Origin of the sequence: Lentzea miocenica (assembly GCF_033949945.1) — a bacterium.
Classification (GTDB): domain Bacteria; phylum Actinomycetota; class Actinomycetes; order Mycobacteriales; family Pseudonocardiaceae; genus Lentzea; species Lentzea miocenica.
This window is the reverse complement of the sequence record NZ_JAXAVW010000012.1, coordinates 39,396-65,717: the sequence shown is the minus strand read 5'-3', so window position 1 is coordinate 65,717 and position 26,322 is coordinate 39,396. Positions and strand designations below refer to the sequence as shown.

The 26,322-nt window shown below is 66.0% G+C and carries 30 protein-coding genes and 1 pseudogene; 23 read left to right on the top strand and 8 right to left on the bottom strand.

Annotated elements, in window-relative coordinates; genetic code table 11:
- Positions 1-175: 175 nt before the first annotated feature.
- From SK803_RS15990 to SK803_RS15945, 10 genes and pseudogenes are all read left to right on the top strand, one after another.
- Positions 176-814: a prepilin peptidase gene (locus tag SK803_RS15990; RefSeq protein WP_319966781.1), complete on the top strand. Its 639-nt coding sequence runs from the start codon at positions 176-178 to the stop codon at positions 812-814.
- Positions 815-1,051: 237 nt separating this feature from the next.
- Positions 1,052-1,585, top strand: coding sequence for a hypothetical protein (locus SK803_RS15985; protein ID WP_319966780.1), 534 nt, complete (start codon positions 1,052-1,054; stop codon positions 1,583-1,585).
- 180 nt (positions 1,586-1,765) lie between these two features.
- Positions 1,766-2,431, top strand: a complete 666-nt coding sequence (locus tag SK803_RS15980; protein WP_319966779.1) for a hypothetical protein — start codon at positions 1,766-1,768, stop codon at positions 2,429-2,431.
- Between the two features lie 115 nt (positions 2,432-2,546).
- Entirely contained in the window at positions 2,547-3,212 is a 666-nt protein-coding gene (locus SK803_RS15975) for an SAF domain-containing protein (protein WP_319966778.1), read from the top strand.
- A gap of 811 nt (positions 3,213-4,023) precedes the next feature.
- Positions 4,024-5,424, top strand: coding sequence for a CpaF family protein (locus SK803_RS15970; RefSeq protein WP_319966777.1), 1,401 nt, complete (start codon positions 4,024-4,026; stop codon positions 5,422-5,424).
- Entirely contained in the window at positions 5,421-6,326 is a 906-nt protein-coding gene (locus SK803_RS15965) for a type II secretion system F family protein (protein ID WP_319966776.1), read from the top strand. Before SK803_RS15970 ends, SK803_RS15965 begins: the two co-directional genes overlap by 4 nt.
- Positions 6,323-7,216 (top strand): type II secretion system F family protein, encoded by an 894-nt coding sequence (locus SK803_RS15960; protein ID WP_319966775.1) that lies wholly within the window; start codon positions 6,323-6,325, stop codon positions 7,214-7,216. Before SK803_RS15965 ends, SK803_RS15960 begins: the two co-directional genes overlap by 4 nt.
- A 39-nt stretch (positions 7,217-7,255) precedes the next feature.
- Positions 7,256-7,441, top strand: a complete 186-nt coding sequence (locus tag SK803_RS15955; protein ID WP_319966774.1) for a hypothetical protein — start codon at positions 7,256-7,258, stop codon at positions 7,439-7,441.
- Between the two features lie 3 nt (positions 7,442-7,444).
- Positions 7,445-7,855 carry a TadE/TadG family type IV pilus assembly protein gene (locus SK803_RS15950; RefSeq protein ID WP_319966773.1) on the top strand — a complete coding sequence of 137 codons (411 nt, stop codon included), beginning with the start codon at positions 7,445-7,447 and terminating at the stop codon, positions 7,853-7,855.
- A pseudogene (locus SK803_RS15945) lies at positions 7,852-8,007 on the top strand (TadE/TadG family type IV pilus assembly protein); the annotation flags it as partial. The gene SK803_RS15950 and the pseudogene SK803_RS15945, both read left to right, overlap by 4 nt.
- 38 nt (positions 8,008-8,045) lie before the next feature.
- Here SK803_RS15945 and SK803_RS15940 read toward each other — a convergent pair.
- Positions 8,046-8,174: a hypothetical protein gene (locus SK803_RS15940; RefSeq protein ID WP_319966941.1), complete on the bottom strand. Its 129-nt coding sequence runs from the start codon at positions 8,172-8,174 to the stop codon at positions 8,046-8,048.
- Between the two features lie 117 nt (positions 8,175-8,291).
- Here SK803_RS15940 and SK803_RS15935 point away from each other — a divergent pair, with 117 nt between their 5' ends.
- The 13 genes from SK803_RS15935 to SK803_RS15875 all read left to right on the top strand — a co-directional run bounded on the left by SK803_RS15935 (position 8,292) and on the right by SK803_RS15875 (position 19,861).
- Positions 8,292-8,732 carry a pilus assembly protein TadG-related protein gene (locus tag SK803_RS15935; RefSeq protein WP_319966772.1) on the top strand — a complete coding sequence of 147 codons (441 nt, stop codon included), beginning with the start codon at positions 8,292-8,294 and terminating at the stop codon, positions 8,730-8,732.
- 18 nt (positions 8,733-8,750) lie between these two features.
- Positions 8,751-9,104, top strand: coding sequence for a hypothetical protein (locus SK803_RS15930; RefSeq protein WP_319966771.1), 354 nt, complete (start codon positions 8,751-8,753; stop codon positions 9,102-9,104).
- Positions 9,101-11,737 (top strand): BTAD domain-containing putative transcriptional regulator, encoded by a 2,637-nt coding sequence (locus SK803_RS15925; RefSeq protein WP_319966770.1) that lies wholly within the window; start codon positions 9,101-9,103, stop codon positions 11,735-11,737. The genes SK803_RS15930 and SK803_RS15925 overlap by 4 nt, the downstream gene beginning before the upstream one ends.
- Positions 11,738-11,798: 61 nt before the next feature.
- Positions 11,799-12,167, top strand: a complete 369-nt coding sequence (locus SK803_RS15920) for a DUF6355 family natural product biosynthesis protein (protein ID WP_319966769.1) — start codon at positions 11,799-11,801, stop codon at positions 12,165-12,167.
- An 828-nt stretch (positions 12,168-12,995) separates the two neighbouring features.
- The gene (locus SK803_RS15915; RefSeq protein WP_319966768.1) at positions 12,996-13,397 is read left to right on the top strand and encodes a hypothetical protein; all 402 of its coding nucleotides are present in this window, start codon (positions 12,996-12,998) and stop codon (positions 13,395-13,397) included.
- Between the two features lie 29 nt (positions 13,398-13,426).
- Positions 13,427-14,242, top strand: a complete 816-nt coding sequence (locus tag SK803_RS15910) for a DUF7178 family protein (protein ID WP_319966767.1) — start codon at positions 13,427-13,429, stop codon at positions 14,240-14,242.
- A 951-nt stretch (positions 14,243-15,193) separates the two neighbouring features.
- Positions 15,194-15,628 (top strand): hypothetical protein, encoded by a 435-nt coding sequence (locus tag SK803_RS15905; RefSeq protein ID WP_319966766.1) that lies wholly within the window; start codon positions 15,194-15,196, stop codon positions 15,626-15,628.
- Between the two features lie 35 nt (positions 15,629-15,663).
- Complete coding sequence (gene dprA, locus SK803_RS15900) at positions 15,664-16,542, top strand: DNA-processing protein DprA (protein ID WP_319966765.1); 879 nt, start codon at positions 15,664-15,666, stop codon at positions 16,540-16,542.
- Positions 16,539-17,318, top strand: coding sequence for a M48 family metallopeptidase (locus SK803_RS15895; protein WP_319966764.1), 780 nt, complete (start codon positions 16,539-16,541; stop codon positions 17,316-17,318). Before dprA ends, SK803_RS15895 begins: the two co-directional genes overlap by 4 nt.
- Positions 17,319-17,427: 109 nt before the next feature.
- Positions 17,428-17,718, top strand: coding sequence for a hypothetical protein (locus SK803_RS15890; RefSeq protein WP_319966763.1), 291 nt, complete (start codon positions 17,428-17,430; stop codon positions 17,716-17,718).
- Positions 17,719-17,761: 43 nt separating this feature from the next.
- Positions 17,762-18,796 (top strand): DUF4238 domain-containing protein, encoded by a 1,035-nt coding sequence (locus SK803_RS15885; RefSeq protein ID WP_319966762.1) that lies wholly within the window; start codon positions 17,762-17,764, stop codon positions 18,794-18,796.
- Between the two features lie 49 nt (positions 18,797-18,845).
- Positions 18,846-19,642 (top strand): IS5 family transposase gene (locus SK803_RS15880; RefSeq protein ID WP_406601539.1). Its coding sequence is split into 2 segments (ribosomal slippage): positions 18,846-19,185 and positions 19,185-19,642, totalling 798 coding nucleotides; the frame shifts between segments, so codons are not numbered across the junction.
- Between the two features lie 51 nt (positions 19,643-19,693).
- Positions 19,694-19,861 carry a hypothetical protein gene (locus tag SK803_RS15875; protein WP_319966760.1) on the top strand — a complete coding sequence of 56 codons (168 nt, stop codon included), beginning with the start codon at positions 19,694-19,696 and terminating at the stop codon, positions 19,859-19,861.
- Positions 19,862-20,087: 226 nt separating this feature from the next.
- On the opposite strand, the gene SK803_RS15870 is transcribed toward SK803_RS15875, so the two are convergent.
- The 7 genes from SK803_RS15870 to SK803_RS15840 all read right to left on the bottom strand — a co-directional run bounded on the left by SK803_RS15870 (position 20,088) and on the right by SK803_RS15840 (position 26,219).
- Entirely contained in the window at positions 20,088-20,210 is a 123-nt protein-coding gene (locus tag SK803_RS15870) for a hypothetical protein (protein WP_319966759.1), read from the bottom strand.
- Between the two features lie 19 nt (positions 20,211-20,229).
- Entirely contained in the window at positions 20,230-20,895 is a 666-nt protein-coding gene (locus tag SK803_RS15865) for an NADPH-dependent F420 reductase (RefSeq protein WP_319966758.1), read from the bottom strand.
- 71 nt (positions 20,896-20,966) lie between these two features.
- Complete coding sequence (locus tag SK803_RS15860; protein ID WP_319966757.1) at positions 20,967-21,194, bottom strand: hypothetical protein; 228 nt, start codon at positions 21,192-21,194, stop codon at positions 20,967-20,969.
- Positions 21,195-21,256: 62 nt separating this feature from the next.
- Complete coding sequence (locus SK803_RS15855; RefSeq protein ID WP_319966756.1) at positions 21,257-21,670, bottom strand: hypothetical protein; 414 nt, start codon at positions 21,668-21,670, stop codon at positions 21,257-21,259.
- 202 nt (positions 21,671-21,872) lie between these two features.
- Positions 21,873-22,820 carry a C40 family peptidase gene (locus SK803_RS15850; protein ID WP_319966755.1) on the bottom strand — a complete coding sequence of 316 codons (948 nt, stop codon included), beginning with the start codon at positions 22,818-22,820 and terminating at the stop codon, positions 21,873-21,875.
- Complete coding sequence (locus tag SK803_RS15845; protein ID WP_319966754.1) at positions 22,817-23,854, bottom strand: replication-relaxation family protein; 1,038 nt, start codon at positions 23,852-23,854, stop codon at positions 22,817-22,819. Before SK803_RS15845 ends, SK803_RS15850 begins: the two co-directional genes overlap by 4 nt.
- 28 nt (positions 23,855-23,882) lie before the next feature.
- On the bottom strand, positions 23,883-26,219 hold the full coding sequence (locus tag SK803_RS15840) for a type IV secretory system conjugative DNA transfer family protein (RefSeq protein ID WP_319966938.1): 2,337 nt from the start codon (positions 26,217-26,219) through the stop codon (positions 23,883-23,885).
- Between the last annotated feature and the right edge of the window lie 103 nt (positions 26,220-26,322).

Here is a 26,322-nt window from a genome sequence, read left to right as displayed (position 1 = left end):
TGATCCCTGAAACGCAGACCTGAGGCAGCCCTGGGCTGGCCTCGAACGCGATCGGGGATCACGATGTCTCGGCGACCATCCGCTACCAGCAACCACCTTCCGCTGCTCCGCAACGTGTCGTTGCGCTTGCCGGCGTTGATCACTCCCTTCGGACTTTCATCTGCTGGAGGGCGTGATGTTCACGTTGTCCTACAGCCTGCTCGGCTTGATCTCCGGACCACTGGTGGTGCTCGCCGCCTTCTCGATCACGCGGCGCGAGCCGGTGTCCTGGCCGTCAGTCAGCTGGCCCGCGAAGACCACTTCCCTTGCGACGAGCGTGTTCCTGGGTTCCTCGCTGACGTATGTGGCGCTGGTGGCACCGCGGTCCGCAGAGCCGATGGCTTGGCTGCTGATCGTGGGAACTCTGCTTGCCCTGGTCGATTGGACCTGTCATCTCCTGCCACACAAGGTCGTCGGCGCGTTGTTCCTCGGCGGCCTGGTGTTGATCAGCGCCGAGGCCCTCTCGCATCGCGACTTCGAGCCGCTGCTTCGAGCAGGAGTTGCCAGCGTCGCCGTGTTCATGGCCGGATTGGTTCTCTACCAGAGGTTTGCCGCCGAACTCGGGTTCGGGGACGTCACGCTTGCCGCGGCCTTGGCGCTGTACCTGGGTTGGTGCGGCTGGATGTATGTCGCCTTAGGACTCGCCATGGGTTTGCTGCTGGTCTGGCTTGTGATGTGCGTGTTGCTCGTGGCGAAGCGGGTTGGTCGTCACGATCCAGTTGTGCTCGGGCCGGCGCTCCTCAGCGGAGCCGTCTACGTGATGTTGCAGGCCTGACGGAGGCTGCGTGATGTGCCTGCCGTTTGCGGAAACCGATCCCGTCATCGCCTACGAGGCGCCAAGGGCGCTTCACCGTGCCTGCGCGACCTTCGTGTTCATCGTGCTGCTCGCGCACGCTGAAGAACTTCGCCCGGAAGTCACTTTTACTCCTGGCGCACGAGTCGAGGTGGTCTCCGTGCCCCCAAGCGAGACCACCTCGACGCCAACTTTCACCATGCCCACGTGGAGGCTGCGATGAAGAAGACCACGAAGTTGTTCGCGCTTGGCGGCGTGCTGGTAGCGGCAAGCGCATGCGATCGAGGACCTGCGCCGTCAACGTCGCCGACCGAGACGACCTCTGTTGCGAAGCCGGCCGAACTGGCCCGCACGAACGCGGTCGCCGCCTACCGAGGGATGTGGGAGGGCTTCGCCGACGCGGGCGGCACTTCGGACCCGGACTCACAGCTGCTTGATCAGTACGCGGCTGGCGTCGCGTTGGACAAGCTGAAACGAAGTCTGCGGTCGGATCGGGAGAAAGGCCTGGTGAGCAAAGGAAAACCGATCCTCGACCCGAAGGCGTTGGACGCGCAGCCGGCGGACGTTCCGACGAGGGTCGTGATCACCGACTGCGGAGACTCGACGAACTGGCTCAAGTACCGCAAGGACAGCGACCTGCTCGCCGACGACGTGCCGGGCGGACGGCGGCTCATCAAGGCCGCGGTCGACAAGCAGCCGGACGGCACGTGGAAGGTCTCGGACTACGCCGTTCACGAGATCGGGAGCTGTTGAGCGATGCGACGAACAATCGTTCCCATAGCACTTGCGGCAGCGCTTCTCCTGGTCGCTTCACCACCCGTGGCTGCCGACGATGCCTGGGGCGTAACCACTTGTGCTCAGGAGTCTTCGCCCTGGTGCCAGGTCTCGGCTGGAAGACGCCCGGACGGTTCGACGAGTCACGGTCAGCGCCCGGTGGGCGGCCAGGAACAGAACGGCGACGACAAACTGCTCGGCTGCCGGTACGTGGCCGCTGGACCAGGACCCGGCCAGGAGACACCGAAGGAGCCCGGCGGGTGGTTCATGCTGCTGTGCTCCCCGGACGGGAAGGACCCGGACTCCCGCGGTCCTATCTGGGTTCCAGCAGGAGCTGACGCTCCGCCGCCCAGCCCCGAGCAAGTCGCGGAGATGGCCCGCAAGCGGTTGCGCCTGCCCATGCCGAAGATCCGCGCGAACCCGGCCGGAGAGCAGCTGGTCAACCTGCCCACCTGGATGTGGCTGGATCGGGACAGCTGGGGTGACATCTCGGCGACCGCGTCCGTGCCAGGTGTGTCGGTGACGGCCCTCGCGAGGCCCTTGTCCGCCACCTGGTCGATGGGCGACGGCAGCTCGGTGACGTGCACCAGCTCGGGTACGCCGTTCCCTTCCGGCGGTGACCCGAAGAGCGCCTCACCTGACTGCGGGCACACGTACAGGTCCTCATCAGCTGGGCGGCCGGCACAAGCCTTCCTGGTGAGCGTCAAGGTGCAGTGGACCGTGACCTGGTCTGGCGCCGGACAGAGCGGGACGTTCCCGAACCTGTCGACCACCGCCTCGGCCTCGTTCCGCGTGGCCGAGAGCCAAGGGATCACGACCGGCTGACCAACTTCTCGTCCGCCTCGATAGGCGGTCCGCGCAATCACATCCGCTAGTTCAAGGCACGTCGAACTGCTGAACCGACGTGTCGCGATGGAGCCGTGCCAAAAGGGGGCCCGAAATGACCACGACCAACACCAAACCGCCGTCCCAACCCTCGACGTGGGTCGCACGCGACGGCAAGACGCGTAAGCGATGGACCGGCCGTCGCCGTCGGATTCCACATCTGCTGCTGGGACTCGTGCTGATTCCCGCCTGCGGCTTCGGGGGAGCGGTTCTCGCGACTGAGCTGGGAGACAGGGAGAGCGTTCTTGCCCTGGCACGGCCTGTCACGGCAGGCCAAGTCCTGGCCGCGCAGGACCTCCGGCCAATCGCCGTCGCGGTCGACGTGGGGATGGACGTGATCGTTGCTTCGGCCGCACCGACGACCGTCGGGCAGCCCCTCGCCTACAGCCTCCCCGAGGGGACCCTGGTGACGCGATCGATGCTCGGCACCCCGCAGATTCCCGAGCAGGGCAAGGCGATCGCTGCGGTCGGGCTCAAGCCTGGACAGTTTCCTCCCGACCTGGCCGCAGGTACGACCGTTGCCGTTCTGCTGGCACCAGACCAAGGGACACCGGACGTGGCCGCGAAGTCTTGGACCGCGGTGGTGCTCGGTGTCTCGGGGCGCGAGAACGAGCAGACCACCGTCGTCTCGCTGCGAATGTCCGAAACAGACGGTCGCGCGCTGCTGCTGGCGCCGGCCGGACAGGTGAGTCTGCTCGCGATCGCGGGAGGGAACCGCTGATGCTCGTCGCTGTCTGCTCCTTGAAAGCCTCTCCAGGTGCGACCACGCTCGCCGTGGCGCTCGGCGCCCGCTGGCCTGGTCCTGAGGTTCCAATCGTCGTCGAGGCCGACCCCGGCGGAGGTGACCTGCTCACCAGGTTCCGACTGAGCCCCGAGCCGACCCTGGTTGGCCTGGCCGCCTCGACTCGGACCCGTGGCAACGTCGACCCGGACCAGCTCGTCCAGCATGCTCAGTTCCTCCCTGGCGGACTTCGAGTGGTCCCTGGACCGGTCGGAGCTGAGCAAGCCCGCGCAGCACTGAGCTTGTTGGCGACAGGCCCGTCATCGCCATTGCGGCGCACTGGTGACCGGCCGGACACCGTCGTGATCGCCGACTGCGGGCGAGTGGATCCGGCTTCGCCGTCACTGTCGATCATTCGCAGCGCTGACGCGATGCTGCTCGTCGTTCGCCCGCGAGACGAAGAACTCGCCCGCGTCGCGCTGAAGCTCCAGGCCGCTCAGCAGTGGTCACTGCGGCCTTGCCTGGTCCTGGTCGGTGGAGGTCTCAGCGCGAACCATGTCTGCCAAGAGCTGGGTGTCCCGGTGATGGCGCACATCCCGCACGACGTGAAGGGCGCGGAAGCCCTGTGCGGCCAGGGAAACGGCCGGAGCGGACCGAAGAGGACCGCTCTTGGCAGAGCCGCCCTCAAGCTCGCACTGAGTCTGCAAGCGCGCTTGAACACCACCGTGCCTCAGCCGCGGGACCCCGCCCGCCACTTGGCTCCGGTTACTCCGCTGCAGCCGGTTGTGCCGCACCGAGACGGAGCTTCGTCATGATCTCGCCGAACCTCAGCGGAACCAGCCTGGCCGGGCCGTCCGACCTGCCTCACCACGTCGCCGGAGTGACGGCCGCAGTGCAGCGCCTGCGCGATCACCTGCGCAGCACACTCACCGAGCAACTCGGCCAGCGCATCAGCGGTGACGAAGCGGCGAGGCGCCCGCCGATGAACGCGCAGGACCGTCGGCGTTTCGCCGAAGCGATCCTCACCGACGCCGCCGAGGCACACGCTCGCGCGGAACTCCACAACACCGCAGTCGGCGGCATGCTGGTCACGCCCGACGTGGAGCTGCGCCTGATCAAACAGGTGCTCGACGAGGTCTTCGGGTTGGCAGGGCTGGAGCCGCTGCTGGCCGACCACGAGATCGAGAACATCAACGTCAACGGAGAGCGCGTCTTCGTCAGGTGCGCGGACGGCAGCCGCAAACGTTTGCCGCCGATGGTCGGCTCGGACACCGAGCTGATCGAGCTCATCCGAGATCTGGCCACTCGGTCCGGTGTGGAGGAACGCCGGTTCGACCGCGGCTCGCCGATCGTGAACTTCCAGTTGCCCGGCGGCGAGCGGGTCTCCGCGGTCATGGCGGTCACAGCACGCCCTTCGGTCTCGATCCGCCGCCACCGCTTCGCCAAGGTCGACCTGCCGCAGCTGCGCGAGCTCGGAACCATCGACCTGGCGCTGGAGAGCTTCCTGTTCGCCCTCGTGCGCGCCCGCCGCAACGTCCTGGTCACCGGCGGCACGTCGATCGGCAAGACCACGATGCTCCGCGGCCTCGCGTCGGCCATCCCGTCGTGGGAGCGGCTCGTCACCGTCGAGGACGTCTTTGAACTCGGCTTGGGCGGGGACCCAGACCTCCATCCGGACGTCGTTCCGCTGCAAGCCCGCGAGCCGAACATCGAGGGCCAGGGCGGCATCTCGATGTCGGACCTGGTGTGGCAGTCCCTGCGGATGAGCCCCGACCGCGTCATCGTCGGCGAGGTCCGCGGACCCGAGGTCATCCCGCTGACCAACGCGATGTCCATGGGCAACGACGGCTCGATGGGCACCCTGCACTCCAGCTCCAGTCAAGGCGCTTTCACCAAGCTCGCCGCCTACGCCGTCCAGGGGCCCGAGCGGCTGCCGATCGAGGCGACCAACCTGCTCGTCGCCTCGGCGCTGCACTTCGTCGTGCACCTGGACAAGCCGCGCGGCGACGACGGCAAGCGAGTTGTGTCGTCCGTGCGGGAGGTGGTCGGGGCCGAGGGGGCGCAGATCGTCAGCAACGAGTGCTGGCGCCCAGGACCAGACCGGCGCGCGGTCCCCGCCGCGCCCTTGCGAACCGACACCGTCGAACTGCTCGTCGAGGCTGGCTACGACCCCGAGCTGTGCGACCGACGTGACGGCTGGTGGACGCCATGACCACGACCACGCTGCTCTTCGCTCTGCTCGGTGCCGGCGCCGCTACCGGTGTCCTGCTCATCGTCATCGGTCTGCGCGGCCAGCCCGAAGTCGAGGCACGACCGGCCTCCCGTGCAATGAACCTCGACTGGAAGATCGTCGGTCGCCTCGCCGTTGCGCTGCTCGTCGGCATCGGAGTGGGGATGTTCACCGGCTGGGTGGTGGGCGCCGTCATGAGCGCGGCCGCGGTGCTCGGCCTTCCGCGGATTCTGGCGTCGAACGTTGACCACCAACGGCAGCTCGAACGCATCGAGGCGATTGCCGGCTGGACGGAGATGCTCCGCGACACGCTCATGGCCGCGGCAGGTCTTGAGCAGGCGATCATCGCCACCGCGTCCACCTGCCCGGAGCCGACTCGGAACGAGATCATGGCCCTCGCGATAAGGCTGGAACGCGGTGAGCGCCTGGCACCGGGTCTCCGCGAGCTCGCCGAGCAGCTGCACGACCCGACTGCGGATCTGGTCATTTCCGCACTCGTGCTGGCTTCCGGCCACCAGGCCCGCCAGCTCGCGGACTTGCTCGGCGAGCTCGCCGTCGAGGCACGGGAGCAGGCGACGATGCGGATGCGCGTGGACGCCGGGCGCGCTCGCAGCCGGACCAGCGTGCGGCTGATCGTCATCACGACGCTCGTGTTCGCCGCCGGCCTCGTGCTGTTCAACCGCGACTACCTCCGCCCGTTCGACTCCCCGGTCGGCCAGCTCGCGCTCCTTCTCGTCGGCGCGCTGTTCGCCACGGCGTTCGCGTGGATGACGAAGATCTCCCGGTTCCGCGAGCCGGACCGGTTCCTCACCGAACTCGGCTCGATCCGCACGCCTGAGTCCGTTGTGGATGAATCGGCCAGCCGCAAGGGAGCGACGACATGATCAGCATGGCGCTCTGGGGAGCCGGAATCGGGATCGGGCTGTGGATGCTCGCGGCGTACGTCTTCCCTCCACGGCCGTCGCTCCGCAGGCTGGTCGACCAGCTGCAGGCTGAGCCCGCACTTGCGCCGATCCTCACCACCGGTTCCAACGGCTGGGCCTCAGCCTTCGGCAAGCCGTTCGTGAACGCCCTGTCCTCGCTCGGATTGCCCAGCAAAGCGCTTCGAGGTGACCTCGCAGTCGTCGGCAAAGCCGTTGACGACCACCTGGCCGAGAAAGCCGCCCTCTCGGTGACCGGAAGCCTCGTGCCCCCGCTCGTGCAGCTGGTGCTGTTGGTCGCCGATGCAGGGCTCGGCTGGCAGATCCCTTTCCTGGCAAGCGTTTCGCTCGCTGTTGGAGGCTTCTTCCTACCCGATGTCCACGTTCGCCGAGAGGCCGAGCAGCGCCGTTCGACGTTCCGGCACGCGTTGTCCGCCTATCTCAACCTGATCCGGGTCCTGCTGGCAGGCGGAGCAGGTGTCGACGGAGCGCTGAACGTCGCGGTCGGAGTCGGCAAGGGTTGGTCGTTCGAGCAGCTTCGCAGGGCCCTCATGACCGCCAAGCTCACCCGGAGCACGCCCTGGGCCGCCCTGCGCCAGCTCGGTGCCGAGCTCGGCGTGCAACCGCTCAGGGAGCTCGCCGCCTCGGTGAGCCTCGCCGGCACCGAAGGCGCTCGTGTTCGCGCCAGCCTCGCCGCGAAAGCCGGAGCTCTCCGCACGAGAGAGCTCGCTCTCACCGAGGCCGAAGCGCAGGCGGCCACCGAGCGCATGAGCGTGCCGGTCGTCGTGCTTTGTGCCGGGTTCCTGATCTTCATCGGTTTCCCGGCAGTCCTGAACGTCCTGGGCGGGCTCTGAAGGGTCCGACCAACCACTTAACGCAGGTAGGAGAGGCTGATGTTCATCGAGATTCAGATTCTCGTCCTCTACTTCGAGGTCGGTCTGGAACAGGCCCGCCGTGACGATCGTGGCTACTCGACCGAGTTCGTCGTGACCACCGCGCTGGTGGTGGCCGCGGCGATCGCGATCGTGGCGATCATCGTGGCCAAGGCCATCCAGAAGGCCAACAGCATCGAGTTGTAGGCGATGACGATGCTCAAGCTCATCCAGCGCGCACGCCGCGATCAGCGAGGAAGCGGCACAGCGGAGCTCGCAATCATCGCCCCGCTGCTGTTCCTACTGTTCCTGTTGATCGCGCAGTTTGCGCTGTACATGCACGCGGCACACGTAGCACGAGCCGCTGCGGCACAAGGCTTGTCCTCCACCCGCGTCCTGGGCGGGAGCGCTGGTGCCGGCGCAGCAGCAGGGGAGCGGACGCTCGAACAGCTCGGTAGCCGAACGCTGCGTGGCGCAACGGTTTCCGCACAACGCGGTCCAGCACAAGCTTCTGTCCAGGTCCACGGGAAGGCGGTCAGCGTGGTTCCGTTCCTGTCTCTCGCGGTGCACGCAGAAGCTATCGGCCCCGTCGAGAAATTCACCCCGGCGGTGTCGCCGTGAGGCCCGCGATACGAGCACGACTGCGAGACGAACGAGGCTCCGCCGCAGCCGAACTGGCCTTGGGAGCGCCACTCTTGGTTCTCCTGCTGCTGTTTGTGGTGTTCTGCGGCCGGCTGGCCACCACGCAGGTTCGAATCAGCGACGTCGCACACCAGGCCGTTCGAGCGGCAACATCAGCTCGAACACCGACTCAGGCCACCGCCGCTGCGCACGAGACCGCTGCCTCGGCGTTCGCGGCCGCCGGTGTCACCTGCCGGTCGTTGGCCGTCGCGATCGACACTGCCGGACTCCGGCCCGGATCCACGGTGACCGCGACCATCTCGTGCACCGTCGACCTCAGCGACCTGTCGGGGCTTGGGGTACCTGGTAGCCGCACCCTCACCTGCACTTTCTCCTCCGTCGTCGACGCCTGGCGCGGAACGTCGGGAAACGCGCCATGAGCACGCTCGGACGACTCCGGCAGCAGGTGGAGCGAGTACGCATCGACCAGCGAGGTCAAGTCACCGCGTACGTGGTCACCGTCGCGGTCGCCGCACTCGCGTTCGGTGGCCTCGTGCTCGATGGCGGACTCGCGCTCGCCGCAAAAGTCCAGGCGATGGGACGGGCACAAGAGGCGGCCCGTGCCGGAGCACAGGAAATCGACCTGACCGCCTACCGGACTGACGGCATCCTGCGCCTCTTACCGGCCCGAGCCACTGCCGCAGCCCACAACCACCTGGCCGCCTCGCACCACACCGGATCGGTCTTGGTCACCGCCAACACCGTCACCGTGACCGTGACGATCCACCAACGCTCCCAGCTCCTCGGCCTCTTCGCTGTCGACACGATCACGGTCACCGGCCGCGGCGAAGCACAACCGCAACGCGGAATCTCTTAGCAGGAAGGAAAACCGGAGATGGCAACGACTGACGACATCGCCCGCCGCGTCAAGGAAGCCGACTCCTCGCGCAGCGCGAAGCGAACGAAAGCAGCTCTGCTCGTCGGCGAGCTCGCGCACGAGCGCACCGCGGTGCTCCAGCGGCTCACCGAGATCGACCAGCAGATCGGTGACGTGATCATCGACAACAACGACGTGATCGCCATCGATGAACTGGCCGCCTTCACCGAGACTCCTTCCGCAGACCTTGAACAGATCGTCAGTGCCCGCAAGCCGAACCGCGGAAGGCGAAAGCGGCGAACAGCAGTTCCGTCCATGACGGCACCGGACGCAGCTGATTCCGTTGCATCGCAAGAAATCGATACGCCATGACCAGCGATTCGACGATGGCGCTCAGGGCAACGGTGCTCGCTTGTGTCCGTGTGGTGCGAGGATCGCTGGCGCTCGTCGCGTTGTCCACGCTCGTGGTCGGCCTGCCCTGGGCGCTGGCGCACTTCGTCGGCTGGCCACTGCCAGACCACTTACCGACGTGGGACGAAACTCAGGCCACGTTGCTCAACCCCATGAGCAGCCAGCTCTTCATCAACCTGCTTGCGGTCGTCTGCTGGATCGCCTGGCTCTGCTTCGTCCTGGCCGTCCTCCGCTCCATCATCGATGTTCTCCGCGGCATGACCTGGGAGACAACTCGGGCACGAGGGCCGCTGCAAGCACTCGCCGGCACCCTCATCGGTGCCGTCGTACTGACCCTCCTGACCAACCGCGCACTGGCAACCACACCTGTTGCTGGGCCAGATGTTCGCTTCCACGAGCCGACCTCCATCACAGCGGTCGCGCCCACGGTGCCGGGCCCTGTCGCGCAGGACGCTGCGCTGCCCGCAGAGACCGAGTTGGTGGTCGATCGCGTGGCACCTGCACCGCCCGGCCTCGTGCGAGTCGTTGACGAGATCCGGCTTCCGCACGACGGGATCTACGACAGCTTGTGGAGGGTCGCCGAACGCGTCTACGGGCCAGGCGGCGGTGACCGCTGGCCTGAGCTCTTCCACCTCAACCGCGGGGTCGAACAGACGGACGGGCGTTCCCTCACCAATCCCGACCTTGTGCGGCCAGGCTGGAAGATCGCCGCCTACGTGCCAGAACCGGCGGGAGGCCAGCCGTCGCAACAACTCCCACCTCCAACCAACGAAGCACCAAGCACAGCTACCGCACCAGCCCAGGTGGAGCAGGTCGCCGAGCCACGTGATGATCAGGCGGTGCAGGGGGTCGACCTGATGCCTGCCGTGTACGTGAGTACCGGCCTGGCGGGGGCGATCTCGGCCGTGCTGGTGGCCACGCAGATGCGACGGCGACGTCGGTACCGGCTCGGCAGCAGGGAACGCGCGGACCTTCGTCGGCCGACAGCTCCTGCAGTCCGCGCGCTGCAAGTCGTCTGCCAGAAAGATCAGGGTCGGCACGGCGACAAGATGGACCTCGTCGACTTCGATCCGTCCCGACGCGAGGTGCGGTCGATCGGAGCTGACGAGGCGGAGTCGTACAGCGGCCCGGTGCTCGTACCCGCGGCGGTCGGTTCGAGGCCGGGAGGCGAGTTCGCCGTGAACCTCGCCAGCACGCGCGGCATCGGGTTGGCCGGACCAGGCGCGACCGCGGCAGTCCGAGCGCTCCTCCTGCACATCCTGGCGAAGCAGCAGCGGCACGAGAACCTTCGTGTGCTCGTGCCCGCGCAAGACCTCCACTTGCTCTTCGAAGGACTTGATGCTGAACGGCTTCCGAAGGCTGTGGAAGTCGCTACCTCGCTGGACGAAGCGCTCGATGAGATGGAGGCGACCCTGCTCACTCGCGCACGTCGACCAGGCGGCGAACCTCGGACTCCTTCGCCCGCAGTCGTGCTGGTCGCCTGCCCCGTCGCACACGCCGAACGCCGGCTTCAAGCAGTGCTGGACAACGGATCCACTCTCGGCCTCGCAGGCATCCTCCTTGGCAAGTGGCGGCCAGGAGCGACAGTTGTAGTTCGAGCTGACGGGACGGTGAGCGCCACCAGCGCGGGCCTCGGTGACGAGTTCGCTGGTGCGCGGCTGTTTCATCTGCCGGCCACGGAGGCCGCGGACCTGCTCACTGTTCTTCGAGAGGCCGAGGTCGACCTCGGAGTTCAGGACGCGGCAAGTCTCGGTGATCAAGCTGACCTTGATCCGGGGCCGTCAGTTCCCCAACCTCGTACGCGCGTTGTCTCGGACAACGTCACCGATGCTGCGGCTTCCGCGCGACCTCGTCTGTTGGTGAAGGCGTTCGGCCGGTTCGAGCTCGTGTTCGTGCAGGCGAACTCCGAGGTTCGCGAGCTCAACGGCCTGCTCACTCCGAAGCATCGTGAAGTCCTTGTCCACCTGGCACTGCATCCACAGGGCGTTCGACGAGAGGCCCTGAACGAGGCCGTGTGGCCCGACAGCAGGCCGCCGCGCCCGTACAACTCGTTCCACAACGCGTTGTCCGTGCTTCGCCGCATGCTCACCGACGCAACGGACGGCGTGATGACTGATCTCGTGCTGAACGACGACGGCCGCTATCGGCTGAATGGCGAGCTTGCGGATGTAGACCTCTGGCAGTTCCGTCAAGCACTCCAGGGATCGCAGCTGCAGACCGCTGTTGACCTCTATGCGGGCGACCTCGCTGAAGACCTGTCATCTCCCTGGCTCGAACCGCTTCGAGAGTCCGCGCGCCGTGATGTGCTGGACGCTCTTGGCGCCTTGATCAGCGAGCACGGTGGTGCAGACCCCAAGACCGAACTCCAGCTGCTCGAGCGGGCGCGCAAGCTCGATCAGTACAACGAAGGCGTCTACCGCGACATCATGCGCACCCAGGCTCGGCTGGGGCAGCACAGCGCGGTGCCCCGAACGCTCGCCTTGCTGACCGCCACGCTCAGCGAGATCGACGCAGAACCCAGCGTCGACACGTGCAACCTCGCCGAACTTCTCTGGCGGCAGACCGTCTCGGTCGATCACGCAGCCGTGTCCTGAACAGCTGCGGCCCTCCGATTTTCCTGCTCTACCAACCACTTTCCAGATTGGAGCTACTTCGATGAACCGTCGACTCGCCAGCATGCTCAGTGCCGCAGCTATGTTCGCCGCCGCCGCTATCGCCGATCCTCAGGAGGCCGATGCTTCCGCCAAAATCATGCCGCCACCCGGTTGCGGCTTCGTTCCGCTGCCCCAACCAGTCGGAGAACTCACGGCGCGCTATTTCCACTGCGGTGACAGCTTCATCCTCATCAAGTTCCACTGGAGCGGAGGAAACACCGGAACAGCGTGCGAATCGCCTTGGAGCCAACACCCCTTCTTCCGCTCTGGCGGGCAAGTGGTCGTCAACGCCTACTACGTCCCCACGCCGCCCAACCTCATCGGGCCGCCTGGTAACCAGATGTGCTCTGTGTCGCAACCTCGTGTCTAATAGCAATCCTGGGTGGAGGGCGGTCGGCGCCCACTGATTTCCCGCCTAGAATATGGGGCAGTGCGATAAGTGTAAGTCTGCTTATCTGGTTGGCCTCCGCTGAATGCTCATGATGCTGTCTTTATAGCTATGTGTATCGAATCCGAAATACGTGGCGCCTCCGTGACCCAGGTCGCGGAGGCGCCATGCTCATGAGTGGCCCCGCTGGGCTTCCTGGGCACGGTCCTCTCGGGCTTCCCCCTAGGCGGGAAGCCCCTGATACAGACGACTTAGCTGGTCAAATGCAGTTTTGGGGCTACCCGTGTAGCACCCGACTCGGTGGCCGACAGGCGTTGGAACAGTCGACTTTGGCTGGTGGTCGGCCCTCGTGCCCTCTGACCCCTTGGTTGCCTTGCGTGCGATGGTCTCCATCTCCTCGTTCCCCGGTTTCCGCCGCCCAAGAATCGCTTAATGCGCGCGTTCGCATTTATCGATTGCTGGCGCTTTCCGCATGACCGAAATCGGGTCGACGGCGAGCGGGAAGTGCGCCGGCGGATGAATGGCCACTTCGGGTGAGGTGAGAAATTAGGGGTTGCGAAGTGTCGACTGTAGGTGTGTACTTCTACATGTCGACTCAACGACCAGAGGTCAACACTCTGATTCGAGAAGGTGAGGACCAGGGCACGGCGTCCCTGTGAGCCCTTTCGATTCGGTCAGCGCCTCCCTTGTTGGTGTCGGCGGCAACGATCAGTTCTTGGAAGCGTGAGCGACGGCTCTTGAACGTCTATTTGCGCTGGACTGAATCGCTACGTCATTCAGCCAATCTCTCTCGTCAAGCGGAGTGCTGCCATGACTATGACTCTGATCGATTGGTCTGCCCGTATTAGCGCGATGGCGGACGCCTTGTCGGTGCTGGACGGCGGATTCTCTGTCGATCCCCGCGACGGTTCGGACGTTCGTTGCGGTTACGCGGTGGCGGTGCATCCGGAACTTGAGTGTGTCTACGAACGTCGCGTGACCAGCAGTGACATCCACGAGTACGTATCGGCGGCGAAGGGTGCCCTCTCGCTGCCGGGCCGTGTCCTAGGCGGCTGGCGTGACCCCATGACCGGTCGCGTCTACCTAGACGTTTCGGTCGTGACGGCGGAGCTGCCCGAGGCGATGACGCTCGCTGCGGAAGCCAGCCAGCTCGCGATCTTCGATTTTGCTGCCATGACGTCGATTCCGGTTCTTGCCCCGTCCGTGGCGTGAATCCTGAGGACTCCGGGGGCTGAGCTGTCATGCTTGAAACCCATGCGCACCCGTGGTTCCGGGTGCATCCGGTAAGCCACCGGAACATCGTGTGGCACTGGAACCAGGCCACGCGTGACGAGATCGCGCAAGGGATGCGCTGGTACTCCGACGCGCACCACGTGGCGACCGTCATCGCCGGCGGCAACGCCCATCTCGGCGCCGGAATGCTCGCGATCTACTCGCCGCAACAGGGGTGGATCGGCAACGTTCTGAACGCGGCCCGTGTCCTGCGTGAGGGCAAGGGGATCGGCGGGCCTGGCTGCGGGATGTTCGCCACGACCGGGCAGAAGCGCGCGGCGGATCGGCTGCTCAACGGGGAGCGGTACGAGGACATTCTGAGCGGACCGAAGATCCGCGACTTCGCCCACCTGATCGAGTTCGGCGGAGACCGGTATCCGGATGACCCGTGCGTGGTGATCGACCGCCACGCGCTGTCCGTTGCGCATGGCCGCGCGCTCACATCCGAGCAGTACGAATCGGCGCCCGTGAACGGGTCCCGCCGTAAAGACGGCTCGATCTCCCGCCGGCACTACGACCACGTGGTGAGCCTGTACCACCGCGCGGCAGAACGGATTTCCGCACTTGCAGGTGAGCGCATCTCCGCCCATCAGGTGCAGGCCGTGACCTGGTTGGTCCGTCAACGGCTCAACCAGGAAGCAGAGCAGCGATGCGGTCCGAACCGCTTGGACAAGGGCCGCAACCACGCTCGCGTCAACTCCGAGCGCGCGTGGAACGAGTTCCGGACCACCTACCTCCCTGACCTGGCCACGTGTCCGGGAACGGGATACCAGTCAGCCGCCTAAGTGAGGTTTCGCGATGAGTCGCAACAGTTCAGCTACCCATGACGCCCTTCGTGCGGAGCTCGAGAAGGAGCGAGAGCGCGTCCGTTCCCTGGAGACGGTGAACCGCCTGCAGGCAGCCAGCCTCACGAGCTTGAGCGATCTCGCGGGGAAACTCCGCTGTCAGGTAGCCGACCTGCACGACGACACGTTGAGTTCACAGCCCATGTCGGCAAAGGGACTGCGCAACGTCACGGGACGCATGAGTGGCTTGGCGGACATGTTGAGCCGCGCGGCAAGCGGCTATTCCGGAGTCCACACCACGGACATGATCTATCCGACCGTTGACGATGATCTTCGCGCTTACAGGTGGACCCCTCGCCCGGACCGAGGACTGGACGGAGTGTTGCCACCAGTCCCGATCACCGAGCTGTTCGATCGACGCGGGTACGCCCGCGGGTGGCATCGCGGCCCACAGTGGATCACGTTGTGGTTCACAAGTCCGAGCTCGTTCGCGTTCGCGGACAGCAGTGATCACGGTCGGCTCAACGACGCTGACACCGTCCGTGTCTTGATCACCTCTCATCGGCCGCTGACCCCTGACGAACTCACGGATTGGGCTGCTGCACAACAGGAGTCGCACGCTGTCCCGTTTGACGCCCCTTACGGCCGTGCGGTTCAACACGTGGGCCTCTGCTGGGGTGGCGCGCTTGAGAGCCACCGTTGCGACGAACACGGTCATCCTGCACCCGACGGGCCTGGTCGCAGGTCAGTGTGGGCCTGCCCGAGCGACCCCGATTTCAGGCTCTGTGTATGGGGCATCGGAGATGCGCCGGCACATGTCACCTACTGGGCTGGGCCCGTGGTCGACATGGCACACCTCGTTCAGATCACCGGGCACTGCCGCTGATCAGACTCACAAACCCTTTCACTGACAAGAACCCTCGCTCAGCACCTATGTGGACGGAGAACGACGTGAAGGATCAGAGCAACCCCCAAACCTCGAACGAATGCTGCACGCCGTGCCTCACCCCCGACGACACGTGGTGCATGTGGCTGGACTCATGGGACATGCGCCGCTTCTGGGCAACAGTCGCCCACGAACGAACCGTTACGCGAGACGGCACTGACACCACAGCCGATGAGGTTCTCGACTGGAACGTCGAACTGATCGAAGACGAGAGCGGCGACCGTTTCACTTTGGACCACAACATGATGCTCGCGACCATGCGCCGCATCGTGAGCGAGCGCGATTCCGTCCAGCTGTCGGACGAGATCACCGGCCAGGTCGTCGACGTGCTGGAAGCCGACAGCCACGACGCCGCCACCGACGCGCTCTGTCAGCTCGACTGCGTCGGCTTCGACGTGATCGTCCAGTTCGCCACCCTCGGTCAAGTCGTCTACGGATGACGGAACCGACACGACACTCGTCAGGAGAGTTGATCATGTCGTCACCCGATGTGCTTCGCGCCCGTCTGTTCCTCTCGCGCGCAGTGGAACCGCCCGCACCTGCTGTGCACCACTTCGTCGCCGTGCACGGCCCAGTTGACGCCGTTTCTCGCATCCGAAACGGTGCCGCTCCGGCTGCGGTCCTCTCCGAGGTTGCTCGGCAGGACCCCCAGGTAGAAGACGACTTGCGGGCCATCGACAACGGCACGGCCCGTCTGCTGGTCCCGGAGGACGAGGAATGGCCGCTGGGCCGGCTGTCCGCTCTGGTGGGCTACGGCGTCCCGCTGGCCCTTTGGTTGCGCGGCAACGCTTCGCTGGCCGAGCTGACCAACACCGCCGTCACGATCACCGGCAGCCGTGCGTCTTCTGCTTACGGCAACACCATTGCCGCACATTTCGGCAGTGCGCTTGCGGATGCCGGTGCGGCGGTTGTCAGCGGCGGGAGCCTCGGGGTGGACGAGGCCGCCCACCACGGCGCGCTTGCCGCAAACGGCCCGACAGTTGTGGTCCTGCCGTGCGGTGTGGATCGAACCTATCCACGTCAGCACGTCCGCCTGTACGAGCAGATTGTTGATCAAGGTGGTCTGTTGGTCAGCGAGTACTCGATCGGTGCAGTGCCGATCCGAGCCCGCTTCCGCGCGCGGTGCCGCCTGCTGGCAGCACTGACGGCGGCGACCGTGATCGTTGAAGCTGGACGACGCAGCGGCGCGCTCACAGTCGCTGGTGTCGCAAATGATCTAGGCCGGCGGGTGTACGGCGTTCCCGGGCCGATCCACTCCGCCACATCGACCGGGGTGAACGAACTCCTTCGTGTCGGTACCGCCACGGTGATGACTTCGCTCGACCACGTCCACTACCGGGACGGTTTGCGATGAGCAGCTCAGAGCCGTTTCGCGCGGCCCTCGAGGCGGTGTCGTTGCCGACCGACTGGCAGGTCGAGGTGGTGATACGCCCGCGACGTCGCCGACTCGGGCTTGAGGTCAAGCCAGGCGGCGCGGTCCTGGTCCTAGTCCCGCCGACCACAGACCCGCGTCTGATCACGTGGTTCGTCACCTGCAAACGTCAGTGGCTTACCGAGAAGGTGAAGATCGCCATGCAGTTGGCGCCCGCCCACTCGATCAAGGAGTTCATTGACGGGGAGGAGTTCCATCTCTACGGGGCCAGCTACCGGCTTCAGCTCGTTGACCACGCGCCCGCGGGTGTCGAGCAGCTGCCGGCGTTCGCCCCAGAAGGGATCTTGTACGTGCGTCGGCAGCCGCCGGCCCAGATACGCCAAGCGATCATCAGTCTCTACCGCAAGATCGGGCTGGCATGGCTGCAACAGCACGGGCGCCAGTACGAGCTGGACGGCCAGATCTCGGATCTGGCTTACGTCGTCCGCGACCTCGGTCGCCGTCATTGGGGTTTGTACTACACCCCGCCCAAGCACGTCGTCGCCGCGCACTGGGCGGCGTTCAGCCTGTCTGTGCGGCTCGTTGAGTACCTGCTGGCACACGAGATGGCGCACGCCACCGGCCCCGCTGGACGCTCGCACGGCCCTGCCTGGCAACGACAGATGAACCAGTGGATGCCGGACTGGCGGCGGCGTCAGGCCGAACTCGTTGAGACCGGCCGGCACGCCTGGCTGGGAGGCTGGAACCGACCCGTGTGACCTCGTCGCGGAGCCTGCTGGTGTCGAGTTGAGGTGTTGTGGTCCACACCGTGATACAACAGGCTTGCTCTGCTTGTGCCTCAAGCGTGGCGTCCGGAAGGGGTGGGAAGTGGACAAAGAAGAGCACTTCGAGCTGCTCAGGGAGAGCGCGGCCAAGGTGCAGGAGCTGCAGGATCACCTCCAGAAGATCCGCAAGCAAGAGGCCGAACTCCAGGCGGACCGAGTCGCCACGCTCGACAAGCTCAAGACGGCTCGAAAGGCGCGGCTCACGCGGATAACCGCAGCGATTGAGGATCAGGTGCCGAAAGCTCAGGTTGCACGTGAGCTGAGCATGGATCGGACCAACCTGTACAAGTTGCTGGACGGAAAAGACGAGGCAGTCGACGCCCGAACGGACTAGCCTCGACTCCGTTGGTGGGTAGCGTTCAGGCGAGGCGAGCACAATGCCAGGACAAGCGAGACGGCACCACGTCGTGTCGAGGTTCTACTTGCGATACTTCGCGAACGACAGCGAGCGGGTCACGACCGTCATGCTCCCTGGCACCCGCACCTTCCAGCAGAGCATTGGTGACGCGTCTGTTCAGACGGACTTCTACACCGTCATCGACCAGGCGGGACAGCAAACCGACGCGGCGGAGCGCGCCCTTTCTCTCCTAGAGACAGAAGCGGCTGCAGCGTGGCGGGAGGTAGCGGCGGGAGTATGGCCACTCGGCGATGCGCACCGAGAGAGCGTGGCCGCCTGGGTCGCACTTCAACTCCTGCGCGGAAGCAACGTTCGCAACTCGATGAGCCAGTTGGCGACGCACACCCTCCTGCTAGAAGCGATCCTCGGTGGGCGGACGAGACTGCGAGAGGCACTGAGCGCAGTTGGAGAGCCCTTTGACGACGACACAGTGAACCGGGAGTGGGTGGACTTCTTCAAGAACCCGATTCGCGCGGAAGTCCATGCGAACCACCACGTTCAGCATCTCGCCGCCATGTTGCCTCGGGTCACGCAATCCCTTCTCGACCGTTGGTGGATTCTGACGGTGTTCGAGCGCAAGGCACTCGCGACCTCCGACCACCCGGTTCACCTCGTTCCAAACGAGGAGATGAGGCGGACCGGCAGGGGGACAGGGATCGAGAACGCGATGGCCATCCATGTCCCGCTGACTCGCCGCCACTCACTGGCCATGTGTCATCCGTCTGCCATGCCAGAAGAACTCGCCATGATGAGACGTGATGTTCGCCAGTCGGGTGTCACCGCCACGGCGCTTTACTCCAACTCCTGCACTGTGAACAACGCCCGCCGGTTCCTGTTCCATCACCCCGACGACGCGCCGCTCACCGGCTTTGACCTGCCGCAGCCGCGTGAGCGCGAGGTCGTGCTGCATGCCCAGCTGTGGGGTTGGATCAACGAAGACGACCGCCAAGTGCTCCTGGACGCCGGATTCGGCCCTGAGGACCTCGCCGCACTCTTAGTGATCAGTTCAAAATGAGTTGGCGCGTCGGCTTTGCCTGCAAGGCAGGACATTCCAAGATCACGGTGTGCGCGAGGAGGTCTTGACCGACGAGCTGTGGGCTCGGCTGGAACCGTTGATCCCGGTGTGCCCGAGGCGTTTCCGCTATCCGGGTCGTAGGCGTGCCGACGACCGGGCCGCGTTGGAGGGCATCCTGTATGCGATGCGCACCGGCTGGAACCGGCTGCCCACCGCCTTGTTCGGCGCCTCGGGCTCGACCTGCTGGCGGCGGTTGACCGAGTGGCACGAGGCCGGCGTTTGGCAGCAACTGCACGAACGGCTGCTCGCCGAACTGCGCGTGGCCGGGTTGCTGGATCTGTCCGCTGCCCTCGTCGACTCCACCCACCTGCGCGCTCTCAAAGGGGGGCCCACACGGGGCCGAGCCCGGTCGACCGCCGCAAGCTCGGTTCCAAGCATCACCTGATCACCGACGCGGGCGGCGTCCCGCTGGCCGTCACGCTGACCGGTGGGCATCGCAACGACGTCACCCAGCTGATCCCGTTGATCGACGCCATCCCGCCGATCCGGGGTGTGGTCGGCAAGCCACGCCGTCGGCCCCGGCGGATCTATGCCGATCGCGGCTACGACCATGACAAGTACCGGCGCCTGGTCCGCGCCCGCGGCATCACACCCGTCATCGCCCGCCGCGGCGTCGGACACGGCTCCGGACTGGGCACAGTCCGCTGGCCGGTCGAACGCACCTTCGCCTGGCTCAAAGGCTTCCGGCGACTACGCATCCGCACCGAACGACGAGCCGACGTCCATCAAGCCATGCTCAGCCTCGCCTGCTCGATCATCTGCCTGCGCAAACTCATTTTGAACTGATCTCTTAGAGCGGTAGCGACAGAATCTCAGCCCCTGCCGACATTTGCCCAGATGATCATCCGCGCGAGGAAGCCAGGGCAGGTGTGGGTTCCGCGCGAACATGAGCAGTCATGGCCGCATGACGTGATCTTTCCGCGCGACGTGACCGCTCGGAAGAGGCTTACCGGCGCGGTACTGGGCAAGCGTCTGGAAGGACGGGCGGCCAACCGCGTGGCGTAGGCACTCTGCCGTGCACCACTCGGCTCTGAAGTACCGACCCGGCGTACGTGTCGGTGCCCGCCCGGTGATCCGTCCCCGGTGGAAAAGGGGGCACTCGCCGCAGGACATCAGCCCAGCACCGGCGCGACGGAGGTGTTCGCGCGAGGCAAGGACAGTCTGGTTGATGACACCTGGCGCAAGCCGCACGTGTCCTGGGCAGCCTGGCACGCCATCGGCATCTGAAGGCTCAGCTGACCGCCATCCAATCGAAGTGCCGGGAATCACCGAGATCGGGAATCACCGAGATTTCCGGCACCTCGACCACCTGGAGGACGCGGTGAGCGTCCAAGGGGAACAGGCGAGCCTTCACCGGATCGACCCGCAGACCCTCACTTCGCCGCGGCGAGCGCCTCACGGACGACCTGCGCGCTCGCCGGGGTACCGGGAAGTTCCCCGTATGCGCCGTAGGGAGTCACATATACCGGGGTGTCCCGCTGGGTCCGCCGGTTCTCGGCGAGCGGTCCGGCGTCCACGGTGTCATAGCCGAGGCTGTCGAAGAGCTCGGTGACCGCCTGCTTGGCGTCCGCGTTGTCACCGGCGATCGGCAGCGCCGACCGGTCCGCGCTCCCCGTCGGACGCGCCAGGTCACCCAGGTGCCCGGCCCAGATGTTGTTGAAGCCTTTCACCACGTGCGCTTCCGGCAGGTGCTTCTGCAGCAGCTCACCTGTGGTGCTGGAGCCGTCCTCCAGTTCATCGAAGACGCCGTCGCGGTCCGGGTAGTAGTTGTTGGTGTCGATGACCACCTTGCCCGCCAGCGGCTCCACCGGAACGTCCTGGTACGCCCGCAGCGGCACCGTCACCACCACGACGTCACCGGCCGCGGCCGCCTCCGCGGGAGTCGCGGCGCGCGCCTTCGGCCCCAGCTCGGACACGAGGTCCTGAAGAGTGTGCGGGCCACGCGAGTTGCTCAACACCACGTCATGCCCGGCGACCATCGCCAGCCGCGCTACGGTGCTTCCGATGTTGCCACTGCCGATGATGCCAACCGTCGTCATGTCATCCGGAACCTCGGCGACCCCTCACCTGATTCCGACCTGCGGCCACGGTGATGTGTGACACACCGATTTCACGATCTTGCTGTGAGGTCGCTGTCGAGTAGCAGTCGCCGCCGAAACGCCTCCTGACGGTCCCCGAACTGCGGATCCCGGAACAACGGCTCCGGTCCTTCCGATTCCTCCTCCAGCACGAGCATCAGCCGCGGCTTACCCAGCTCGTCGCTGCCTCGAATTCCAACTCCGCGTACGACAAAGATGGCCTTTCCACGACCGTCGATCCCATACCGGAACTCCGCCACCACAACGTCCGCTCATCGGCATGAGCGCGCTCGAGCAACGCGATCAGCGGCATGAGAGCAAGTCAAGCCGTTGGTTCGGGGGTTCGGCGTGCTTGTGCCAGAGCATCAGTCCATGCGTTGGTGTACTCATCTGCCGCGACCCAGTGCAGGCTGTGGAACAGTTTTTCGCCGTTGCACTCCGCGATGTACACCCGATCTGCTTGGCGCCAGATCAGGATGCCCCAGCCCTGGTCGAGGTCCGTGTACGGCTGCAGGATGTTGCCCAGAGGGACGTTTTCCACAGTCCACCTACGGAGATCCTGGTCGACGTCGTCCCACCAGGGGAAGCTGGCGATCTCCTGGCCTTGGTCATCGGTGAACCGCAGCGCAGTACTGCTGCTGTTGCGCTGAAACAGCTCGATCTTGAATCCGTCAACACGCGTGAAGAGTTCGAGGTTGCTCTCCGCGACCACCTCCTCGATGCTCAGTTCGAACATCGGACACCTCCAGTTCGATCGAGCCGGATCCTCGTGCAGCGGAGTCATCATCCGCCACCGCGACCGAGGTCGTGCCTACGCTCCTTCGGGTGCACGCTCGTCGGCATGAGCGCGCGTTGCGAACGGGAACTGACCTCGATACCTGATCAGATGGTCATCTTGTGGTCATCTGCGCGCGGAAGTGGTCAAGTGTGCGTGGAAGCTACAGCAGACCACCAGCAGCTGGACGGGATGCCGCGAGATAGTCGTCCCCGCCCCAACGGTATGGGCCGACCTGCACGGGCTGGCCAAAGGTCGGAGCGTGAACCATCTTTCCGGCGCCGAGATACAGGCCGACGTGGTGGACGTCGCTCGGTCGGCCGTAGAAGACCAGGTCTCCGGGCATGAGCGGTTGGCCGGCGGGAACCAGCGGCCCGGCTTCGTACTCAGGCTGGGTCGTTCGAGGGATGACGATGCCCGCAGCCCTGTAGGCGGCTGTGACGAGACCTGAGCAGTCCCAACCGGTTTCGCCGTTGCCACCCCAGACGTAGGGCTCGCCCAGCTGAGCGCAGGCGAACGCGATTGCCTTGAGCACAACAGGGTTGGGCGCTTGAACGTTGTTGCAATCACCGGTGCCGGCCATGGCCTCGCCGTACTTCTTCGCCTGTGCGAGCACGTCGTTGACGTACCAGTCCGCGTGGTTGTAGGCCCAGATCGCCTTCCGGATGTCCTTCTGGGCATCGGAATCGCAGAGGTAGTAGGCGGCGGCGTAGATCGCGTCGTGCTTGTTCCACGGTGAAGGCGGCTTCTGGCCACCCGGCGGAAGCGGGTGGCGTGCGATGACACCGTCGAATGTGGGCTGGAGGAACTGCATTGGCCCTCGTGCGCCCGCGTAGTTCTCAGTTCCGTTCGCGACGCCAGCCAGTGGGCTGCGGCCGTGATCGCTCTCGATCTTGCCGATGGCGGCGAGGATCGACCAGTCCAGACCGGGACAGGCCGGCGCTGCTGCCTGGTAGAGCGCGAGGTAGTCGCCTGGGATGTCGGCGAGCGCTTCTGTGCTGGGCTGGGTGCTGCTGTTGCCGAAGAGCCCTTTGACGATGGCCTGCCCGATACCGCCGAGCACGAGGGGCAGTGCGATGACCGCTGCGGCGATGGCGATGGCGATCTTCACGGGGTCACCTCCCGAAAGTTGCTGGTGGGCAGAGGCGGCGGAAGTGGCGCCGGCGCTGCGAGCGCGGCAGGTGCCTCGCGGGCCGGGACAGCGGGCGAGTCCGGTGTTGCCGGTGGGGTGGCCTGAGGCCAGAGTCGTGCGAGTTCGGCGAGCCGTAGGCGGCCCGGTCGTGGGGCGGAGCCGGAGATCGGGAGCCACCTTGCAGCGGCCGGATCGAGTTCGCCCGCGACGTCCGGGGCACTGGTGGCCACCGGCACGAGTGCAGGGTGGTCGAGCTGGGCGAGCGTGGTGGCGAGTGCGCCGCGTGCGCTGGTTTCGCGGCGGTTGGTCGGTAGCCAGATAAGTACCGGGGTGCTGATGCCCGTTGCGGTTGCGAGCTTCTCGTAGTCGTGGAGCTTGCTGCTGAGGATGGCGAGAGCCTCGGTGCCGAAGTCGAACTCCAGGAAGAACTCGATCTCGCCTCCGTCCTCGCGCCAGCGGCCGTAGGCGTCGGGGCGAACCATGTCGCCGAACAGGCGCATGCAGCGCAGCTCAGACCACCACGCGGTCAGGCGGCCGTTGGCGCTCGGTTGTTGGCTGAGCGCCACCAGGCTGGTGAAGAAACCGTTGACCCCGACGGTGTGGGCTAGGCGCAGCGAGTAGGCGATTCCCATGGCGTCTTCGTGCCGGTGGCCGATCTTCTTGGGGTCCAGGCCGTCCTCGTAGGCGAGGGCTACCGCGCCGGCGATGTCGAGCACGTAGTGCATGGGCGCTGCGCCCTTGCTGACGAACGGTTGGAAGCGGTCGACGACGCGCCACGTGAACAGGTCGCGCAGGCGGTGATTGGCCGCGCGCTTGCTCGGGTAGCAGAGTTCGATGATCTGCTTTGAGGTAAGAACTTTGTGCTCGTAGAGCATCCTGGCTAGCCACCGGTCGCGTGGCGTGAGCCGTCGGGCCAACTGGGCGTGATGCTCGCCGGTAGTGGCCGCCCGTGGCGTGGGGCGTTGCGGCATGTGCCCTCGCAACGCTCGTTGAGGGGTCGGGTTCGAGATCATGGAGCGCACCTCCCAATGCGTGGAGGGACTAAGCGGCGCGGCGTGGATCCACAGTGGACGGATTCGATTCGACGGCATCTGACATCGGAGGGCGCGTGTTCACCCTGGCCGCCTTGCGGATGGCCTTGGCGCGTCCGGGAATGGCTGGCCTGAGCTTCTCGGTCACCGCGGTGAACGCTGGGGTCTCTTCGCCGCCGACTACCAGGCGGGCGGCGACGTGGTAGACGCCGAGGTTGGAGAGGTCGTGTTCGGAGAGCCTCGGCATGGTGTGCCTCGCCAGACGCCTGGCGTCTTCTGGAGACACGTTGAAGTAGATCTTCGATCGGGCGTTCGTGCTGATGCCCTCTTCGAGTTCCTTCGTGAGCTGGTTCATGTACTGGTGCGCGAGGTTGGTGGACAGCTTGTAGGCGCGTGCCTCGGCGAGCATGTCTTCCGCTGGATAGGGCAGGTTCAGGAAGTTGTGGCACTCGTCGATGTACAGCCCGCAGTGGCGTCGTTGGCGCTTGGGGATGTTGGCGCGGCGGGTGGCGGCCTGCCAGGTGCGTGCGACGACGATCGAGCCGACCAGCTGGGCGGTTTCCGTGCCCAGGGCGTCGCGCGCGATGCGGACCAGACAGATTCCGCCGTTGTTGAGCACGTCGTCCATGTCCACGGTGGATTCGCCGCCGGCGATGGCCGCGCGGACGAAAGGCCGGAGCAGGAAACCGCGGACCTTGTTCATCAGCGGTGCGATCACCTGGGCCCGATTGGCTTCGGAGAGGTCGTCGTACCAGGTCCAGAAGCCCTTGAGCACCTCGTCGTCGATGTGGTCGCGTGCCCGTTGGCGGAACGCCTGCACGGTGAGCAGCTTGGGCAGGTCGACCAGGGTCGGGGTGCCCGGCATCGCGGTGAGGGTGAGCAGGCTGGCCCGCAGGATGTCCTCGGTGCGCGGACCCCACGAGGACGCGTAGATCCGGGAGAAGATGCTGACCAGGTTGTCGACTGCGCGGACCTTGTCCTTGCCGTCCAAGGGATTGAGCACCGGCGGGCGTGCTTTGGAGTCGGCGTCGAACAGCACGACCTTCTCGCCGAGTTCCTCCGGTAGCCGCATCAGGATGTCGGAGACGAGGTCACCCTTGGGATCGATGACCACGACTCCGCGGCCGGCTTCGGCGTCGGCCAGGATCATCTGCGCCATGAGCTCGGACTTGCCGGAGCCGGTGGCGCCGAGCAGGTGCACGTGATGCGCTGCGTCCGCGACGTGCAGACCGACCGGCCGCGAATGACCGGAGTCCGAGCGCCCGATCGGTTTGACGTGCTCGCCGACGTCGGCGATTCCTGGCGGAGGCGGCACGGCCTTTGCTCCGGCCCGCTGCAGTCCTGGAGTGGCCTCGTCGATCGGCAGGTGCGCGAGCGCCGCCAGTTCGCGGATCGAAAGCAGGTCACCCTTGCCGAACCGGCGATCGGCCAGGGCGGCGGCCGGATGGCGTAGCCGGGCTCGGCGGTAGTAGTTGTGCTCGGAGTAGGCGGCGAACGCCGAGGCGATCGCATGCCCGCGGCCACGCAGAACCTCCCGCGCAGCTTGGACTTCGCCCGCGGTCGCGTTGTCCGGCACGGTCGTGGTCACCGCGTACCGGATGCGGGTCTCGAACTGGTTTGCCCGCAGCTTCTCGACAACAGCGCGGTCTTGAGCGGCGTACTCCAGGTCGGCCTGCCGGTCGAGGCCGTGGATTCGAGTCCTCGGCGACGACTTCGGCGTCTTGCCCGGCGTGACGAGGTCGAGGAGTCGACCGATCAGGTGGGGCGATCCTCCTGCGTGCACGCGCCGGGCAGCTCGCCGCGCCTTCGCTACGCGGTGGCCAGCGACAGGGCGGGCAAGGACCTGTACACAGGCCTTCTCGTGCGGTCCTAGTCCGACCGGGGCGCCGAGGAGCGCTCGGATCGGATCTACGGGGTGTTCGGTGCGGATCGGCAGGGCCTCGGCCCGCGCGAGCCGGAGCTCACCGCCGACGGCCTCGGCTTTCCGGCCCGCTGCGACGTCAAGGATCGACTTCGCGGGCGAGGTCCGGGTATGGGCGCCGGGCCAGGCGGCTTCGATCGCGCGCTCGACCATTCCGGGTGGTACGAGGCCAGGCACCCAGAACTGGATCTGGACGCCGTCGGCTGTGAACGTGAGCTCGAAGGCGAGATGAGGTTGGCCGGAGAAGCGGCGCAGCCACCCAGGTCTGAGCAGGCCAACCAGATTGGACCACAGGGTGAGCGCGCCGGACGGGTCGACCGTGGGCGGAGCGAGCACGGTGATCAGGCGGGCGTCGCTCATCAGTCGCTGGTGGTAACGGCGTTGCCAGCGGCGTCGCGCGAAGATCACACCTGTCACCGCGATCATGAGCGCAGGGCCGACGGCCGGGCCCCAAGTCAGCGCGAGTTCGCGCAGGTGCGTCAGTGCGCTCTGGAACGCACCCAGCGGGTCGCGCAGATAGTCCTGGACC

Bases quoted from the DNA above. Each gene is read 5' to 3' on its own strand.
- SK803_RS15990 (WP_319966781.1), top strand. From the start codon at position 176: ATGTTCACGTTGTCCTACAGCCTGCTCGGCTTGATCTCCGGACCACTG.
- SK803_RS15985 (WP_319966780.1), top strand. From the start codon at position 1,052: ATGAAGAAGACCACGAAGTTGTTCGCGCTTGGCGGCGTGCTGGTAGCG.
- SK803_RS15975 (WP_319966778.1), top strand. From the start codon at position 2,547: ATGACCACGACCAACACCAAACCGCCGTCCCAACCCTCGACGTGGGTC.
- SK803_RS15970 (WP_319966777.1), top strand. From the start codon at position 4,024: ATGATCTCGCCGAACCTCAGCGGAACCAGCCTGGCCGGGCCGTCCGAC.
- SK803_RS15965 (WP_319966776.1), top strand. From the start codon at position 5,421: ATGACCACGACCACGCTGCTCTTCGCTCTGCTCGGTGCCGGCGCCGCT.
- SK803_RS15960 (WP_319966775.1), top strand. From the start codon at position 6,323: ATGATCAGCATGGCGCTCTGGGGAGCCGGAATCGGGATCGGGCTGTGG.
- SK803_RS15955 (WP_319966774.1), top strand. From the start codon at position 7,256: ATGTTCATCGAGATTCAGATTCTCGTCCTCTACTTCGAGGTCGGTCTG.
- SK803_RS15950 (WP_319966773.1), top strand. From the start codon at position 7,445: ATGACGATGCTCAAGCTCATCCAGCGCGCACGCCGCGATCAGCGAGGA.
- SK803_RS15940 (WP_319966941.1), bottom strand. From the start codon at position 8,174: ATGGTCGCGGTCACCGTGGATCCGGGCCGGAGTCCGGCAGTGTCGATC.
- SK803_RS15935 (WP_319966772.1), top strand. From the start codon at position 8,292: ATGAGCACGCTCGGACGACTCCGGCAGCAGGTGGAGCGAGTACGCATC.
- SK803_RS15930 (WP_319966771.1), top strand. From the start codon at position 8,751: ATGGCAACGACTGACGACATCGCCCGCCGCGTCAAGGAAGCCGACTCC.
- SK803_RS15925 (WP_319966770.1), top strand. From the start codon at position 9,101: ATGACCAGCGATTCGACGATGGCGCTCAGGGCAACGGTGCTCGCTTGT.
- SK803_RS15920 (WP_319966769.1), top strand. From the start codon at position 11,799: ATGAACCGTCGACTCGCCAGCATGCTCAGTGCCGCAGCTATGTTCGCC.
- SK803_RS15915 (WP_319966768.1), top strand. From the start codon at position 12,996: ATGACTATGACTCTGATCGATTGGTCTGCCCGTATTAGCGCGATGGCG.
- SK803_RS15910 (WP_319966767.1), top strand. From the start codon at position 13,427: ATGCTTGAAACCCATGCGCACCCGTGGTTCCGGGTGCATCCGGTAAGC.
- dprA (WP_319966765.1), top strand. From the start codon at position 15,664: ATGTCGTCACCCGATGTGCTTCGCGCCCGTCTGTTCCTCTCGCGCGCA.
- SK803_RS15895 (WP_319966764.1), top strand. From the start codon at position 16,539: ATGAGCAGCTCAGAGCCGTTTCGCGCGGCCCTCGAGGCGGTGTCGTTG.
- SK803_RS15885 (WP_319966762.1), top strand. From the start codon at position 17,762: ATGCCAGGACAAGCGAGACGGCACCACGTCGTGTCGAGGTTCTACTTG.
- SK803_RS15875 (WP_319966760.1), top strand. From the start codon at position 19,694: ATGATCATCCGCGCGAGGAAGCCAGGGCAGGTGTGGGTTCCGCGCGAA.
- SK803_RS15865 (WP_319966758.1), bottom strand. From the start codon at position 20,895: ATGACGACGGTTGGCATCATCGGCAGTGGCAACATCGGAAGCACCGTA.
- SK803_RS15855 (WP_319966756.1), bottom strand. From the start codon at position 21,670: ATGTTCGAACTGAGCATCGAGGAGGTGGTCGCGGAGAGCAACCTCGAA.
- SK803_RS15845 (WP_319966754.1), bottom strand. From the start codon at position 23,854: ATGATCTCGAACCCGACCCCTCAACGAGCGTTGCGAGGGCACATGCCG.
- SK803_RS15840 (WP_319966938.1), bottom strand. From the start codon at position 26,219: ATGATCGCGGTGACAGGTGTGATCTTCGCGCGACGCCGCTGGCAACGC.